The 15384-nt window shown below is 46.0% G+C and carries 16 protein-coding genes and 1 riboswitch; of the genes, 11 read left to right on the plus strand and 5 right to left on the minus strand.

Annotated elements, in window-relative coordinates:
• Nucleotides 1-29 precede the first annotated feature (29 nt).
• Nucleotides 30-746, plus strand: coding sequence for a YebC/PmpR family DNA-binding transcriptional regulator (locus tag G395_RS0100315; RefSeq protein WP_026628211.1), 717 nt, complete (start codon nt 30-32; stop codon nt 744-746).
• Nucleotides 747-749: 3 nt separating this feature from the next.
• Here the strand turns inward: G395_RS0100315 and G395_RS0100320 are convergent, their stop codons facing one another.
• The gene (locus G395_RS0100320) at nt 750-1196 is read right to left on the minus strand and encodes a hypothetical protein (RefSeq protein WP_026628212.1); all 447 of its coding nucleotides are present in this window, start codon (nt 1194-1196) and stop codon (nt 750-752) included.
• 161 nt (nt 1197-1357) lie between these two features.
• Between G395_RS0100320 and G395_RS0100325 the strand changes: the two genes are divergently transcribed.
• The 4 genes from G395_RS0100325 to rlmB all read left to right on the plus strand — a co-directional run bounded on the left by G395_RS0100325 (nt 1358) and on the right by rlmB (nt 5389).
• Nucleotides 1358-2278 carry an aspartate carbamoyltransferase catalytic subunit gene (locus tag G395_RS0100325; RefSeq protein WP_026628213.1) on the plus strand — a complete coding sequence of 307 codons (921 nt, stop codon included), beginning with the start codon at nt 1358-1360 and terminating at the stop codon, nt 2276-2278.
• Nucleotides 2279-2399: 121 nt separating this feature from the next.
• Nucleotides 2400-3290, plus strand: coding sequence for an SDR family oxidoreductase (locus tag G395_RS0100330; protein WP_026628214.1), 891 nt, complete (start codon nt 2400-2402; stop codon nt 3288-3290).
• A 147-nt stretch (nt 3291-3437) separates the two neighbouring features.
• Entirely contained in the window at nt 3438-4643 is a 1206-nt protein-coding gene (locus tag G395_RS0100335; RefSeq protein ID WP_051349937.1) for a GWxTD domain-containing protein, read from the plus strand.
• Nucleotides 4619-5389: a 23S rRNA (guanosine(2251)-2'-O)-methyltransferase RlmB gene (gene rlmB / locus G395_RS0100340; protein ID WP_026628216.1), complete on the plus strand. Its 771-nt coding sequence runs from the start codon at nt 4619-4621 to the stop codon at nt 5387-5389. The genes G395_RS0100335 and rlmB overlap by 25 nt, the downstream gene beginning before the upstream one ends.
• 2 nt (nt 5390-5391) lie before the next feature.
• Here rlmB and G395_RS31950 read toward each other — a convergent pair whose 3' ends face one another.
• The 3 genes from G395_RS31950 to G395_RS0100350 all read right to left on the minus strand — a co-directional run bounded on the left by G395_RS31950 (nt 5392) and on the right by G395_RS0100350 (nt 7820).
• Nucleotides 5392-5541 (minus strand): hypothetical protein, encoded by a 150-nt coding sequence (locus G395_RS31950; RefSeq protein WP_157486490.1) that lies wholly within the window; start codon nt 5539-5541, stop codon nt 5392-5394.
• Nucleotides 5542-6645 (minus strand): tRNA 2-thiouridine(34) synthase MnmA, encoded by a 1104-nt coding sequence (mnmA, locus tag G395_RS0100345; protein WP_026628217.1) that lies wholly within the window; start codon nt 6643-6645, stop codon nt 5542-5544.
• Between the two features lie 131 nt (nt 6646-6776).
• Nucleotides 6777-7820, minus strand: a complete 1044-nt coding sequence (locus tag G395_RS0100350; protein ID WP_026628218.1) for a hypothetical protein — start codon at nt 7818-7820, stop codon at nt 6777-6779.
• A gap of 56 nt (nt 7821-7876) precedes the next feature.
• Between G395_RS0100350 and mobA the strand changes: the two genes are divergently transcribed.
• The 5 genes from mobA (at nt 7877) to G395_RS0100375 (ending at nt 12931) form a co-directional block, all read left to right on the plus strand.
• Nucleotides 7877-8467, plus strand: a complete 591-nt coding sequence (gene mobA, locus G395_RS0100355; RefSeq protein ID WP_026628219.1) for a molybdenum cofactor guanylyltransferase — start codon at nt 7877-7879, stop codon at nt 8465-8467.
• Nucleotides 8457-9305, plus strand: coding sequence for a formate dehydrogenase accessory sulfurtransferase FdhD (fdhD, locus tag G395_RS0100360; protein WP_026628220.1), 849 nt, complete (start codon nt 8457-8459; stop codon nt 9303-9305). Before mobA ends, fdhD begins: the two co-directional genes overlap by 11 nt.
• Nucleotides 9302-9670, plus strand: coding sequence for a DUF7009 family protein (locus tag G395_RS0100365; protein WP_026628221.1), 369 nt, complete (start codon nt 9302-9304; stop codon nt 9668-9670). The genes fdhD and G395_RS0100365 overlap by 4 nt, the downstream gene beginning before the upstream one ends.
• Nucleotides 9671-9672: 2 nt before the next feature.
• The gene (locus G395_RS0100370; RefSeq protein ID WP_026628222.1) at nt 9673-11985 is read left to right on the plus strand and encodes an FdhF/YdeP family oxidoreductase; all 2313 of its coding nucleotides are present in this window, start codon (nt 9673-9675) and stop codon (nt 11983-11985) included.
• Nucleotides 11986-12160: 175 nt separating this feature from the next.
• Nucleotides 12161-12931: a glycerophosphodiester phosphodiesterase gene (locus tag G395_RS0100375; RefSeq protein ID WP_026628223.1), complete on the plus strand. Its 771-nt coding sequence runs from the start codon at nt 12161-12163 to the stop codon at nt 12929-12931.
• 99 nt (nt 12932-13030) lie between these two features.
• Here the strand turns inward: G395_RS0100375 and metX are convergent, their stop codons facing one another.
• Nucleotides 13031-14080 carry a homoserine O-acetyltransferase MetX gene (gene metX, locus G395_RS0100380; RefSeq protein WP_026628224.1) on the minus strand — a complete coding sequence of 350 codons (1050 nt, stop codon included), beginning with the start codon at nt 14078-14080 and terminating at the stop codon, nt 13031-13033.
• A gap of 123 nt (nt 14081-14203) precedes the next feature.
• A riboswitch (SAM riboswitch) is annotated at nt 14204-14311 on the minus strand.
• Nucleotides 14312-14450: 139 nt separating this feature from the next.
• Between metX and G395_RS0100385 the strand changes: the two genes are divergently transcribed.
• Entirely contained in the window at nt 14451-15380 is a 930-nt protein-coding gene (locus G395_RS0100385; RefSeq protein ID WP_035360179.1) for a M20/M25/M40 family metallo-hydrolase, read from the plus strand.
• Nucleotides 15381-15384: the final 4 nt, after the last annotated feature.

Here is a 15384-nt window from a genome sequence, read left to right on the forward strand (position 1 = left end):
TAACTACATAACATTTTACAAAGCTAAGCATGGGAAGAGCTTACGAATATAGAAAAGCGCGGATGTTCAAGCGTTGGGATAAAATGGCCAAGACCTTTACGAGGATTGGAAAAGACATTGTCCTTGCTGTAAAAAGCGGAACCGCTGATCCTAATACAAACGCAAGGCTCAGGGTTCTTTTACAAAACGCCAGGGCTGCCAATATGCCCAAAGACACCGTAGAAAGGGCTATCAAACGCGCTACGTCAAAAGACCAGGACGATTACAAAGAAATGGTTTACGAAGGTTACGGCCCGCATGGCGTCGCGATCCTCGTGGAAAGCACAACGGACAATCCTACACGGACTGTCGCCAACGTGCGGAGCTATTTCAATAAGCTGGGCGGAAGTCTCGGCACAATGGGCATGCTGGATTTCATTTTTGACCGGAAATGTATTTTCAAGATCAAAAATGCGGGTGGCAAAGATCTGGAAGAGTTCGAATTCGAATTGATCGACGTGGGCGGTGAAGAGGTTTTTTTAGATGAAGAAACCAACCTCATTAACATTTACGGAGAATTCACGGCATTCGGCGCTTTGCAGCATTATCTGGAAGAAAACGGTTACGAAATCGTAGAAGCGGATTTTGAACGCATTCCAAATGATACCAAAAAGCTGACCGACGATGAGATCGCAGAAGTTGAAAAACTGATTGAGAAGATCGAGGACGACGATGATGTGCAGCGCGTTTACCACAACATGGGTTAATGCTTAATGCAAGTCGATAATCTTGTGTTGTCGTTTCATAAATTCAAACTGGTCGCCGGGCCCTTTTCCAAGCAGCGACGCGCCAACCGGCGATGAAGAAGAGACTGCTATCACGGTCTCTTCTTCTATTTTTACCGCTCCCAGGCTCACAGCGATCAGAAACCAGCCCGCGCTGGTTTCGAGCAATGATCCTACCGCAGCCCGTACGGCAACTTCATTGTCGTGTATTTTTTCCAAAACCAATCTTTCCATCCGCACCTGCTCGTATTGCCTGGCGTGCATATTCCTATCCAGCTGCCCCATGGACCGGGAAGTTTCGTATTTATCCCCCATTGAGCTTTTCCCCTGATCATTCGCCGATGATTGCGCAGCTTCCATCGCGTTCCAAGCCACCATCATCCGCTCTTCCAGAAGTGATTTTAGATAAGTTATTAATGCTGCCTTATTCATTCTGATCCGATTTTTTAAGCTTTCTTCTACACCGGAAAATCCCCGGTAATGTTCCAAAGATAGTCAGCTGCGAGGAAGAAATAGGAAGGGGAAATTTCCAAATGCGTTTTCGCGTTGCCGGGTTCCTTATTATCTTTGCCAAACTTTCTTGAATACCAGCAATGACAAAACTTTCGGTCCGGCACTTACTTGGAATTAAAAACCTGAACGAGAATGACATTCAAACCATTTTAGACACAGCGACTCAGTTCAAGGACGTCATTAACCGGCCCATCAAGAAAGTCCCATCGCTTCGGGACATTACCATAGCAAACGTTTTTTTCGAAAATTCGACCCGCACAAGGCTCTCTTTTGAACTGGCTGAAAAGCGTCTTTCTGCCGATGTGGTTAATTTTTCTGCTTCCGGAAGTTCGGTCAAAAAGGGTGAAACACTGCTCGATACGGTCAACAATATCCTGGCTATGAAAGTGGATATGATCGTCATGCGCCACAGCAGCCCCGGAGCTCCCCATTATCTTTCCACACGTATCCCTGCCAATGTTGTCAATGCTGGCGATGGCACCCATGAGCACCCAACGCAGGCATTACTCGATGCCTTTTCGATGCGTGAAAAACTTGGAGATCTAACCGGAAAGAAAATTGCGATTATCGGCGACATTACACATTCGCGTGTGGCGCTATCCAATATTTTTTGTTTGCAAAAACTAGGAGCAGAAGTGATGGTCTGCGGACCTTCGACTTTGATTCCCAAGCATTTGGACGAACTGGGCGTAAAGATTGGCCATAATGTGCGGGAAGCATTGGAATGGTGCGATGTGGCCAACGTGCTACGCATCCAGCTTGAACGCCAGCAGATTAAGTATTTCCCTTCATTAAGGGAATATTCACTCTATTATGGCATTAATAAAGCCATGCTGGACAACCTGAACAAAGAAATTGTTCTCATGCACCCGGGCCCGATCAACCGTGGCGTTGAGCTTTCCTCAGACGCGGCCGATTCCAGCCACTCTATCATTCTGAACCAGGTCGAAAACGGTGTTGCGGTGCGGATGGCGGTGCTTTATCTGCTTGCCCAGCAATAGTCAACTTTCCAGTTCCTGTCATTTCCTGCCGCATAATGTGCACGTGAATATATTCCGGCGTGTAAGGGACTATTTTTAGATAAAATTTTACCTTTACCAGCATCCACAAAAACCGATTCTGATGATTCACACGGAAGGAATGCTGCGCGACGATGCACTGAAAGGCAAAACCATCATTGTTACCGGCGGCGGGACTGGCTTAGGCAAATCCATGGCCACTTACTTTTTGAAACTCGGCGCCAACATTGTGATTTGCAGCAGACGGCTCGAAGTGCTTGAAAAAACCGCGAAAGAGCTCGAAGAAAGCACGGGAGGCAATGTTCTCGCTGTGGAATGTGACGTCCGCAAAAACGAGCAGATCGAAAATGTGATTGCAAAAGCCATTGAGAAGTTTGGCAGCGTAAATGGTCTGGTCAATAATTCAGCCGGAAATTTTATCAGTCCTACCGAACGACTTTCCTACAAGGCAGTGGATGTGGTGGTGGACATTGTTTTGCGCGGAACCTACTATTTCACGCTCGCTTTGGGCAAATATTGGATTGAAAACAACATTAAAGGAACGGTTCTCAATATTTCGACGACGTATGCCTGGACAGGTTCGGGCTGGGTTGTGCCATCCGCGATGGCGAAAGCAGGTGTGCTGGCCATGACCAAATCACTGGCTTTTGAATGGGCGGATCACGGCATCAGGCTCAATGCCATTGCACCCGGACCATTTCCTACCAAAGGAGCCTGGGAGCGCCTGTTTCCCGAAGAACTAGCAAAGAAGTTCTCATTTGAAAGCCGCATTCCGCTGGAACGCGTAGGCGATCACCAGGAACTGGCCAATCTGGCCGCCTATCTGATGTCCGATTTTTCGGCCTATATGACGGGCGAAGTCATTACGCTGGACGGAGGTGAAGTGCTGGCCGCCGGGCAGTTCAATTTCCTGAAAGAAGTCACTGACGATCAGTGGGATGCAATTGAAGATCAGATTAAAAATGCCAACCGGAACAGCAAGAAACCAGAATAAAAATTTTCTTACCGTTTTATTGGGTAATTTTACCTGTTCGTTCGTTATTTGACAAATGATGAAAACATGTACATGAGAACTACTTTAAGCTTTTATATCAGTGTTTTAACTGCCTCGTTGCTAGCTGGATGCGCGTCCAACAAGCCGATGAAGCAGTTGCCCGAAGCCCAGGTCCGCCCCTCTCAGCAATCTGCGCCGGTTAACGAAGAACTTTCTCTGATTGCGATTCAAAGTAAGTACCTGATTAAAGACAGCACACAGACGAAAGTTTACCTTTACGTGGATGCTTTCAAAGGCAAAAATCCCATCGCTCCTGCTGACTTCATTCGCTTGTATAACCTCAATTACGTCATTTATTCAGATTATGGAACGAGAGATCGTCTTGGCTATGGCAATGTAAAGCTGGATTCGTCCAATGTTTCCCAGATCGGACAGAAGATAGTGATCTCCTACGATCTTAAAAGCCCGGATAAGGAATATGGTGTTTTGCTAAGTGAAATAAGTCAGACAGGAACATTGAAAAAAGTTCTTAATGATCTCACAATCAGGTTCAAAAAACAGGGTGTTAACGAAACATACGGCGTTTACACAGCCAACAGCAATCAGCCGTTGCAAAGGCACTATATCAATTCGAACGAGCCGTTTACATTAAAAAAGGCATCCGGCGGAAGTGAGCAATTGCAGGTTTTTTATTACAATCACGATTTCGAAGCGGCCGGGTCACCGATGAACATTGCTGCAAAGAATGTTGCCAAGTCGCTTGAAGTTGACAGTTCTTTTACAATCAGTTCAGATCAGCAGATTACGTTTACGAAGGAAGGTCTCTATAACATCTTTGCAGATACAACACAATCAGAAGGCTTAGGCATACTCGTTGTCAATGAGCGCTTTCCGAAGATGACACGCCCGCAAAACCTGCTCGGGCCGTTGCTTTACATGAGCACAAACAATGAGATTAATGAAATCAAGAAAGCAGAAGATTACAAAAAAGCACTGGATAAATATTGGCTGACATTGATGAACGGAAATGCGCCTTTGGCACAGCAATCCATTCGTTCATTTTATGGTCGGGTTGAAGAAGCAAACCAGCTTTTTACAACATATAAAGAAGGGTGGAAAACCGATAAAGGCATGATTTATATCGTGTTAGGACCACCTGATAAAGTTCAGCGCAGCAAAGACCGGGAAGTATGGACTTACGATCAACGCGGCAATGCGCAGAACGTCAATTTTACATTTAACAGAAAAAACAATCAATTCGTGGATGATCATTATGAACTGGTTCGGTACGCCGAATACCAGCCTATTTGGTATCCAGTTGTAGAAGCATGGAGAAACGGCAGTATACGGTAAGAAAACCCGCCCCAAGACAGTCCCAGGCCGATATGGTTTTTGGTACGCAATCAGTATTGGAAACCCTTCGCTCAGGCAAGGAGATAGAAAGATTATTCATTCAGAGAGAGTTCGGACTTGCTGAAATTGAGAAACTTGCAAAGGAACTAGGCGTTCCCTTCCAGCGGGTTCCGGTTGAAAAGCTTAACCGCGTAACCCGAAAAAATCACCAGGGTGTCATCGCTTTCGTGTCCCCGATCCAGTATATGCCGCTTCACAACGTGCTCACGCAGGTTTATGAAGAAGGTAAAACACCATTACTGCTTCTTTTAGACAGAATCACAGACGTAAGGAACTTCGGAGCCATCGCTAGAACCGCAGAATGCGCTGGTGTACAGGCGCTTATAGTACCAACAAAAGGTGGCGCGCAGATCAACGCGGATGCAATGAAAACGTCATCCGGTGCATTGAACTTCCTGCCCGTTTGCCGTGAGCCTAATCTCTACGAAACCTTGCAATATCTTCGTAATAGTGGTTTGCAAATCATCGCTTGTACGGAAAAAACAGAAAAATCACTCTATGAAATAGATTTCTCTATTCCTACGGTTATTATCATGGGCTCTGAAGAAGATGGGATTTCAAAGGAATTCATCCAGCTAGCTGATTCTGGAGCAAGGATTCCGTTGAACGGACAAGTTGAGTCGCTGAATGTTTCTGTGGCTAGTTCGATTGTCCTTTATGAGGCTGTGAGGCAGCGGATTAAGTAACATTATAATTCTATGCTTGTCAGCCTGAGCGGAGTCGAAGGCGCGTTACCAAGTGGTAGCGCGCCTTCGACTCCGCTCAGGCTGACAGGGCGCGCTACTCCTTGGTAACGCGCCTTCGCCCGGTGGCCCGGTCCGCTCAGGCTGACAAGCATTTACTGCCGGAAACTCTTCATAATCCACCCTCCACCAACCACATCATCTCCTTCATAAAAAACAGCAGCTTGCCCGGGTGCGATGCCGTTTACGCCGTCGTGGAAGCGGGCGATGATTTTGTCTGGCTCGATTTGCTCGACAATGGCAGGGGTTCCGTCGTGCTTGTAGCGCACTTTGGTAACCGTTTCTAATGGCTTTTCGAGTGAAGCGTATTTCTGCAAATTCAGCTTGCTAACGTACATTCCGTCCCTGAAAAGGTCCGGTAAGTCGCCTAGCACCACTTCGTTTGTCTCTTTTCTAATCTCAGTAACGAATGCGGGTTTGCCTAATGCAATGCCCAGGCCTTTACGCTGGCCAACGGTGTAGAACGGATAACCTTCGTGTTTTCCGACGATCGTACCGTCTTCAAAAACGAAATTTCCACCTGCCACTTCGGCTTCTAATCCGGGAATTCTTCTTTTCAAAAAGCCCCTGTAATCATTATCCGGGACGAAGCAAATTTCGTAGCTTTCCGATTTGTTGACCAGATCAATAAAGCCCCTTTCCCGGGCCATTTCCCGAATTTCTGATTTGTGCAGATAACCTAATGGCAATTTTGTGCGGGCAAGGCTTTCCTGCGAAACACCCCATAGCACATAACTCTGATCCTTCCAGCTGTCAATGCCTTTGGAAACATAGTAACGGCCGTCATGGAACTGCATATTGGCATAGTGTCCCGTAGCAATGTGCTCGCAATCAAGGCGATCTGCACGTTTCAGTAACGCATCCCATTTAATGTGCGTGTTGCACAAAACACACGGATTAGGCGTGCGGCCTTCCAGATATTCGCCTGTAAAATGATCGATCACATAGTCGCCGAATTCAGCGCGTATGTCCAGGATGTAATGTGGGAAACCCAATTCGACTGCGATAGTCCGCGCGTCGTTGATGGAATCGAGGGAGCAGCAGCCGGTTTCTTTCTTGGTGCCGCCGCTGCTGGCATAATCCCAGGTTTTCATGGTCATGCCGATGACCTCGTAACCCTCTTCATGTAACATAACAGCTGCAAGAGAGCTGTCAATGCCGCCACTCATGGCGACCAAAATACGTCCGTGTTTGCTCATTCCGGGAATCTGCGAAGGTTGAATGCCTTCCGATTTTGTTTAAGTTGAAATTTTTTAACAGCTATTCAGCCAACATTTGTTCCTTACAAAATGCAAAGGTAAGATTTATAATCCGCAGGCCCGCAATTTCACTAAGCATTCACCTGCCGGATGACATTCTTAATATTCAATTCAATAATGTCGGTCATGCTTTCACACCGATGATATTGATTGTCTGAATAATGCTTGAACAGCCCTTCCCGAAGCTGGTGAATGTTGTCGATGGTTGAAATGTTGTCCTTGATCGAAACGTCACGAAGTTCTTTGAGCCGGTATCTTTCGCTTCGGGCCTGGTACATGATCGACGATTGCTCTTCCTGCTGATATTGCAGAACCGTTTTGTCCGTGAGATATTCCATAGCGAGCTCCACATATGGCCGGTTTTCTTTGAAAAACTGGGGCATATACACTTTAATGTTGCCCTCATAAAATTGCTGGTCAAAGTCGATGGCGCGGAGACGGAACTGGAAATCGTCGAAATCCGGGGTGATTTGCATGACGAAATTATAGGAACGCATATCGCCAAGCAGCGTGATCATGCAGCGTTCATTGAATTTCACGAATTCTTTGGCGATACGGATGGGGTTATAATCAGGCTCGCGCAAACGTGTCCTGGCAAATTCATCGCCTGGAATGCCGGCAATGTGCTCTTCGATCAGACTATCGCCATCCACCATATAATTGACCTGATTTGGAGAAAAGATTTCCTCCAACTCCAAGCCATAAATCCTGGATGCGTCTGCTTTCTTGACATAAAAATAATCGTAAATGTCATTCAGCCGGTTTACAATCTTGATCCTGAACGGATTAGAATTTCCGAATTTGCAATAATCAATGCGGTCGATGTATTTGTGCTCAACAATACGCAAGTTACCGGATGCTTTTAGCATGGCATAAGCTTTTTTTAAGCCGTTATGCAACCTGTCGATTTCATGGGGCGGATAGAGCGGACTTTCCCACAATGTATCCTTGCCATTTTTATCCATGACCGGAAAAGACTCATAAAAATTGAGCAGGTCAAGATAGCCCACCGGCAACTTTGCATCTCGCTGGTAAAAACGCAAATATTTCCGCAGCTCCGCGCTGACGGGATAAATTGGCTTCTTCTTTAAAATTTTAACATCACCATGTTCCATAGAGGAAGTTAACATTTTATAATGATTAAATTAGACGTGACTTTCGTTATAGAATTATGGCATTATACGGTTTGGCAGTTTGTGGGGGAAAAAGTCTGCGAATGGGCACGGACAAAAGCCAGCTGCAATATTTCGGCATTCCGCAGGCTGATCGTGTAGTTAATCTCCTTTCGCCGCTATGTGATGAAGTCTTTCTATCCTGCAACCGCACACAATCTGCGATTTTTGAAAATAAAAAAACACTGGCCGACTTGCCTGAATATGAAGACATTGGCCCGATGGCCGCTTTACTTTCAGCATTTAAAACTTACCCGAATACAGACTTCCTAATAGCAGGCTGTGACTATCCTTTCCTTACAGCGAATGCTCTTTCCCATTTTTTATCCTCTATCCAAAAGGGCGCTATTGCCGCGGCTTTTTACAATTCTGAAGAAAAATATGAGCCGTTACTGGCTTGGTATGCGCAGGATGCGGCGCCTCTTCTACTCGAACGTTTCGAGCGCGGACAGCACAGTTTGCAGCATTTTTTGAGAGAAATTAATGCTGAAAAATACATTCCAATATCAGAAAAAGTAATGCTAAGTGTCGATTCTCCTGAGGTTTATGATCAGGTTAAAGCGGCTCTCAATGTTTATTATGAAATTTAATCAAATGGAAATCAATGCGATAGCGCAGCAGCGCATAAGGGTCATAACCAGCAGCGGCCGCAGTGATGAGGAAGACGACCTGGCTGTGGAAGGACCGCTGGAAATTCAGCTTTCCTACATGGAATCCGGAAAAAAGATCAAAAAAAGTATTTCCGTAACGATGCGGACGCCGGGTAATGACGACGAGCTGGCGGTTGGTTTTCTGTTTACGGAAGGCATTATTGCAGAAAAAAGCCAGGTTAAGGCGGCTGCAAATGATATTTTTGATGAAAATAAAGTGATTGTCAATCTCGCCGATGCGTTTGTGCCCGTGATTAATTCGCTGGAAAGGAATTTTTACACCACATCCAGTTGCGGAGTTTGCGGGAAAGCCAGCATTGATGCAATCAAGACGGTTTCGGCGTATCAAAACAATGATAACACGTTGCTGGTGAGCAAAAAAGTTATCTTTTCGTTGAAAGATCAGCTGAATGTGCAGCAAAGCATTTTTGAAAGCACTGGCGGACTGCACGCCTCGGCGCTTTTTGATATTAATGGACATTTTATTGCGTTGCGCGAGGATGTGGGCAGGCATAATGCATTGGATAAACTGATTGGAAATGCGTTGCTAAACGACCTGCTGCCGCTTGCCGACAAAATCCTGCTTTTGAGCGGACGGGCAAGTTTCGAGTTGATCCAAAAAGCGAGGATGGCCGGCATTAAGGTGGTGGCCGCCATTGGTGCGCCGTCCAGTCTGGCCGTGAAACTGGCCGAAGAAAGCAACATGACGCTGATCGGTTTTTTAAAAAATGACAAGTTCAATATTTACTCAGGTTACGAAAGAATTTCAGAATTATGAAAATACGCATTCAACGCAATTCTGTGCGTTATAGATTGAGCAGGACTGATATCCAAAAACTCAGTACAGAAGGTTATCTCGAAGAAGTCACGCCATTTGGTGATTCTCTTTTTATTTATGGCGTAAAAAAATCTGCTGACGTCTCCGAGCTTACCGCAGATTTCCAGAATGGTAAAATCTTGTTACACATTCCCGAGCAACTGACCGACGGCTGGGCGGATAATAATGTTGTGGGTTATGACGGAGAAATGTTGTTTGGCAACAATGGCAGCTTGAAATTACTGATTGAGAAAGATTTCAAATGTCTGGATAATGTTACTGAGGATCAATCGGATAATTATGAAAACCCTGCAAAAACCTGTTAATCATGCCCTATGACCAGCGTAATGTTCCCGGGGCTGAAAATCCTGATAAATTAACCGGCCTCAAAAAAACGGAGATCAAAAAAGTGGCGGCCGGCATTCCGGCTGTTGTTTCCAGTTTCCAGAAAACCATTAGCGAGGCAGGTGTGCAGCGTGGCATGAAAGCACTTTTTAATCTGAATAAAAAAGGTGGTTTTGACTGCCCAAGCTGCGCATGGCCCGATCCGGACGATGAGCGCTCGGGCATTGCGGAATATTGTGAAAATGGCGCCAGGGCAGTTGCCGAGGAAGCAACATTGAAGAAATTGGACGCGGCATTCTTCGCTCAGAATTCGGTGGAAGCATTAGGAAAGCTGTCTGATTATGAAATTGGCGGCAAAGGCCGGATTGCCGCGCCAATGTTCCTACCGCCAGGCGGGAAGTTTTACCAGCCCATTTCCTGGAAAGCTGCTTTTGAAAAAATTGCGTTGGAACTGAACCGGTTGGCATCGCCAGACGAAGCCGTTTTCTACACTTCCGGCCGGACAAGTAATGAAGCCGCCTTCCTATATCAACTTTTTGTACGCGAATTTGGTACGAATAATCTCCCCGATTGCAGTAATATGTGCCACGAAAGCAGCGGCGTTGCTTTGGGGGAATCGCTGGGCATCGGGAAAGGCTCCGTGAAGCTCGATGATTTTTACGAAGCCGAGGTCATTATGATTTTAGGGCAGAATCCAGGGACCAATCATCCACGCATGCTTACCGCTTTGCAAAAGGCGAAAGCGAATGGCGCGACGATCATTTCAATTAATCCTTTGCCTGAAACGGGTTTGATGGGTTTCAACAATCCGCAGACAGTTCAGGGAATTTTAGGGGCTAATCCCGCACTGACCGACATTTTCCTGCAAGTAAAAATCAACGGTGATCTGGCATTGCTGAAAGCTATCGAAATACTGCTGCTTAAAGAAGAGGAACGCAATCCGGGAATGGTGTTCGACCGAAACTTCATAGCAAATAATACAGCAGGTTATAACGACTTCATCCAGCATCTGAAAGAATTGGATGCGCAGGAACTCGCACGCATCAGCGGCATCTCGCTAGGCCAGATTCAGCAGGTTGCGGACGTTTTGGCCGGAAAAAGCAAGATTATCGCGTGTTGGGCCATGGGCCTAACGCAGCACAAGAATGCAGTGGACACGATCAAAGAAATTGTAAACCTGCTGTTGCTGAAAGGCAGCATTGGGAAACCGGGGGCAGGCACATGCCCTGTACGCGGCCATAGCAATGTGCAAGGCGACCGGACGATGGGAATTTTTGAGAAGCCAACGGTCCAGTTCCTGGATTCCATTGAGCGCAATTTTCATTTTTCTCCTCCCAGAAAACACGGATTCGACGTGGTAGAGTCCATTAAGGCCATGCATGAAGGCAGTGCCAAGGTATTTTTTGCTATGGGGGGCAACTTTCTGAGTGCTACGCCGGATACAAGATTTACAGCCGAAGCGCTCAGCAAATGCCGACTGACAGTACACGTTTCGACCAAGCTGAACCGGAGCCACTTGGTAACGGGTGAACAGGCGCTGATCCTTCCTTGCCTGGGAAGAAGCGATATGGACATGCATAAGGATGAAAGCAGGTTTATTTCCTGTGAAAATTCAATGGGCGTAATTCAGCTTTCCAAGGGCGTTTTGCCGCCGGTTTCGGATCAGTTACTGAGTGAGCCGGTGATTATTTGCAGGCTGGCAAAAGCTGTTTTGGGCCGAAAAAGCCAGATTAACTGGGACATTTACGCCGAAGATTATGACGTGATCCGCGCCGACATTGAAAGGACAATTCCAGGCTTTGACAATTATAATGAGCGCGTTCGCGTGCCAGGCGGATTTTATTTACCCAATTGCAACCGGGACGGATATTTTGACACATTGTCTCAAAAAGCGCATTTCAATATCGGCAAGCTCTTTGATCCTGAACTGAAAGAGGATGAGCTGATGATGATGACCATCCGCAGCCACGACCAGTTCAACACCACAATTTACGGCCTGAATGATCGTTATCGAGGCATTCACAACGAGCGGCGCGTGATTTTGATGAACGAAAATGACATCGCAAAACGGGATTTGAAAAGCGGCGATCTGGTGGATCTTTACAACCATTATGATGGCATTGAGCGGGTTGCGTATAAGTTCGTCGCGGTCCCCTACCCGATTCCGGAAGGTTGCGCAGCCACTTATTTTCCCGAAACGAATGTCCTGGTTCCCATTAACAGCGTGGCAGACAAAAGCAACACGCCGACTTCCAAAATGGTTATTCTCACAATTCGCAAGCATTTAAGCGCATGAGTCATTAAAACGGAGTATAAAAAGATTCGACTGGCAGGATGATGCTTTTTGAAACTTAACATTGAGCTAACACCGCTGACCGAAACTAGCTTTAATTTTCGAATCCGCTTTGGACCATGGTTCAGGGTAAATTCAGGTTAATGTGTTCTTTTTATATAAGTCCAAATTTAAAAAAATGAAAAAATTCTTATCCATTGTTGCAGTTGGTTTGCTTAGTCTGACCGCTTTTGAAGGCATGTCTCAAAATAAAAACAAAGTTATAGCGCACCGTGGCGCGTGGAAAAATACAGGCGTAACTGAAAATTCTATTGGTGCATTGGAGCATGCCATTAGATTGGGCTGCTATGGAAGCGAATTTGATGTGCATATGTCGGCAGATTCGGTCATTTATGTGCTTCACGACCATTCGATTAAAGGAACACATATTGAAAAAACCAATTCCCAGGAGCTTTCCCAGATCAAATTAGAGGATGGAACGGCATTGCCGACATTGGAAGCTTACCTGAAAGCGGGCGCAAAACAGAAGAAAACACGCCTGATCCTGGAAATCAAAACTTCTTCGATGGGCAAAGAACGCTCGCTCGCACTGGCTACGAAATGTGTGGAAATGGTAAAAAAATTGAAAGTGGAAGGCATTACGGATTACATTGCCTTTGATTTTGATGTTTGTAAAAAAGTAAAAGAACTGGCTCCGAAAGCACACGTGGAATATCTGAACGGAGACAAAACGCCGGATGAAATTCAAGCCGCAGGACTGGATGGCATCGATTACAACCAGAATGTGTTGAAGAAAAAGCCAGAATACATTGCCGATATCAGAGATAAAAAACTGACAACCAATGTCTGGACGGTGAATGACGAAGAATCTATGAAATGGTTTCTCGAAAAAGGCGTCGATTACATTACCACAAACGAGCCGGAATTGCTTCTAAAAATTACAAAATAACATTACTATAACGCGAAAAGCGCCGCCCGGAGAGACCTCTGAGCGGCGCTTTTTTATGTCTTAATGTTCCTTACGTCTTAATGTTAGATTTACTGATGTTCAGATTTTTGCGGTTTGCAATTTGCCATTCGTTTCCTGCCACGCCCTGATCACCTGGGTAAGCTGCTTATATTCAATGAGAAACCCATCGTGGCCATATAACGAATCGATTTCCTGGAAAACAGCGTCCGGAATGTGCCTGGCCAGGAATTGTTGCTCGGATAATGGGAACAGCAGATCGGATTTTATGCCTAATACCAATGTTTTGGCCTTAACCAAGCCCAATGCGTGCACAATTCCGCCGCGGTTCCTGCCTACATTGTGCGAATCCATAATCTTGGAAAGCACCCAGTAAGAATAGGCATTGAACCGCTTCACAAACTTATCACCCTGATATTGCTGGTAAGACGATGCCCGGAAATCATCGATCTGATCCGGATTATCACGCGCCTGGGTAAAATTATAGGTGTCGTAATTTCTGTATGACAGCAATGCAATGGATCGCGCGGCCCGCATGCCCATGCTTCCGGACTCATCCGTGCCATCATTAAATGTCGGGTCCGCCTCAATCGCCATCCGCTGCGATTCATTGAAAGCAATGCCCCAGGGAGAATGCAATGCATTGGAAGCGATCAGGATCAATTCTTCGAAAAGATCGGGCACTTCTACGGCCCATTCCAGCGCCTGCTGGCCACCCAGTGAGCCGCCAATGCAAAGCTTGATCTTTTTGATCTCCATTTCCTGCCGCAGCAAATCCATGGCACCAACCACATCGCGGACTGTAATGGTCGGGAATGTTCTGTAAAAAGGTTTGTGCGTACGCGGATTAATGCTCAGCGGACCGGTAGAACCATACGCAGAGCCCAGCACATTGACACAAACGATGAAATATTTAGCTGGATCGAAAAACTTGTCATCCCCCACTAGGCCATCCCACCATTCTGCCGCGTTGGAGCTGCCGGTTAATGCGTGGCAGATCCAAACAATGTTACTGTTATCGGCATTTCGCGTTCCGTAAGTGGTGTATGAGAGTTCAAAGCCCGGTAATTCACCGCCCATTTCCAGCGCGTAGGCGTAAGGATATTTAAATGTTTTTTGTTCCGCTTGCATAGTGCCAGAGCACAGGTTTTAATTCAAAAATTTAACAGACTGCTCCGTGGAATGCACAGGGCAGATGCGAGAATAAAGCCATCCGGCTTACGGAAATTTCTAACTGTAAGTTCACGCGAATTGAGTTTATATCTCCTAATAACTTAGGTGGGAATTAGCACCTTTCTCCATTTTGGTAGCAGGTTGCCAGAGGTTCATTGAGCCCATTCTCTCGCCTCTTCTTTATAAATCAATCGCACACAAGGTGAAGCAATTGACTTGATCCTGCAATATTAAGCGCAGATGCCTGAAAATGCAAACAAAAGCACAAATTCTATTTTGCAAGGCAAGCAGGGAGGTTTATCTTTGCCCATTCATGATACTGCGTTCGATGAAAAATTACCTGTTGCTATTTTGTTTTATTTGCCAAAATGCCTTTGCCCAGCTGCCCTCTCCCGACAATCTTTCCAAACACGTATACAAACTCGCTTCCGACAAAATGCAGGGCCGAGGGACCGGCAGTAAGGAGAATAAAAAAGCTGCAAAATATGTAGCCAATCAATTCAAAAATTACAAGCTGCAACCCAGGGGAACAAACGGATTTTACCAGCCATTTACAGCCAAAGTGCGCCGGGTTGTCGTGCCCGACAGTTTGCGTGAAACAAATAACGTCATCGGGTTTCTCGACAACGGAGCTGCGAACACCATCGTCGTTGGTGCTCATTTTGATCACCTGGGTTTGGGCAGGCAGGGAAGCTCGAAAGCAGATAAGCCGGAAGGTCAGATTCACAACGGAGCCGACGACAATGCTTCTGGCGTGGCAGGCTTGCTCGAACTTGCCAGGTATTTTTCCAAAAACAATATTAAAGAGCCCTATAATTTCCTTTTCATAGCATTTGGCGCCGAAGAACTCGGACTGCTAGGATCACGCCATTTTGTTAATAATCCCACCTTACCATTGGAAAAAATCAATTTCATGACCAATATGGACATGATTGGCCGTTATGATGCGAGCCGGGGCGTTGGGATCGGCGGTTTCGGGACCAGTGAAGAATGGCCGGATATATTTAAGAGTGTAAAAAGCGAGACCAAATTTTTTACAGATAAGGCAGGAAGCGGCGGCTCGGATCATGGGTCATTTTATGCCAAAAAAATTCCGGTGCTTTTCTTTCACACAGGAGGCCACGACGATTATCACAAGCCCACAGACGACCCGGAAAAAATTGACTACAACGCAGCTGCCGGTATTCTGCGCATTCATATACAACTCATTGAGAATGCGATGAAACTGCCTAAGCTGACGTTTACCACTGTTATATAACCAC

This window comes from Dyadobacter alkalitolerans DSM 23607 (genome assembly GCF_000428845.1).
Classification (GTDB): Bacteria; Bacteroidota; Bacteroidia; order Cytophagales; family Spirosomataceae; genus Dyadobacter; species Dyadobacter alkalitolerans.

Bases quoted from the DNA above. Each gene is read 5' to 3' on its own strand.
- G395_RS0100315 (WP_026628211.1), top strand. From the start codon at position 30: ATGGGAAGAGCTTACGAATATAGAAAAGCGCGGATGTTCAAGCGTTGG.
- G395_RS0100370 (WP_026628222.1), top strand. From the start codon at position 9,673: ATGCCCTATGACCAGCGTAATGTTCCCGGGGCTGAAAATCCTGATAAA.
- G395_RS0100330 (WP_026628214.1), top strand. From the start codon at position 2,400: ATGATTCACACGGAAGGAATGCTGCGCGACGATGCACTGAAAGGCAAA.
- G395_RS0100375 (WP_026628223.1), top strand. From the start codon at position 12,161: ATGAAAAAATTCTTATCCATTGTTGCAGTTGGTTTGCTTAGTCTGACC.
- G395_RS0100320 (WP_026628212.1), bottom strand. From the start codon at position 1,196: ATGAATAAGGCAGCATTAATAACTTATCTAAAATCACTTCTGGAAGAG.
- G395_RS0100325 (WP_026628213.1), top strand. From the start codon at position 1,358: ATGACAAAACTTTCGGTCCGGCACTTACTTGGAATTAAAAACCTGAAC.
- G395_RS0100365 (WP_026628221.1), top strand. From the start codon at position 9,302: ATGAAAATACGCATTCAACGCAATTCTGTGCGTTATAGATTGAGCAGG.
- rlmB (WP_026628216.1), top strand. From the start codon at position 4,619: ATGGAGAAACGGCAGTATACGGTAAGAAAACCCGCCCCAAGACAGTCC.
- mobA (WP_026628219.1), top strand. From the start codon at position 7,877: ATGGCATTATACGGTTTGGCAGTTTGTGGGGGAAAAAGTCTGCGAATG.
- mnmA (WP_026628217.1), bottom strand. From the start codon at position 6,645: ATGAGCAAACACGGACGTATTTTGGTCGCCATGAGTGGCGGCATTGAC.
- G395_RS0100350 (WP_026628218.1), bottom strand. From the start codon at position 7,820: ATGGAACATGGTGATGTTAAAATTTTAAAGAAGAAGCCAATTTATCCC.
- fdhD (WP_026628220.1), top strand. From the start codon at position 8,457: ATGAAATTTAATCAAATGGAAATCAATGCGATAGCGCAGCAGCGCATA.
- G395_RS0100335 (WP_051349937.1), top strand. From the start codon at position 3,438: ATGAAGCAGTTGCCCGAAGCCCAGGTCCGCCCCTCTCAGCAATCTGCG.
- G395_RS31950 (WP_157486490.1), bottom strand. From the start codon at position 5,541: ATGCTTGTCAGCCTGAGCGGACCGGGCCACCGGGCGAAGGCGCGTTAC.
- metX (WP_026628224.1), bottom strand. From the start codon at position 14,080: ATGCAAGCGGAACAAAAAACATTTAAATATCCTTACGCCTACGCGCTG.
- G395_RS0100385 (WP_035360179.1), top strand. From the start codon at position 14,451: ATGAAAAATTACCTGTTGCTATTTTGTTTTATTTGCCAAAATGCCTTT.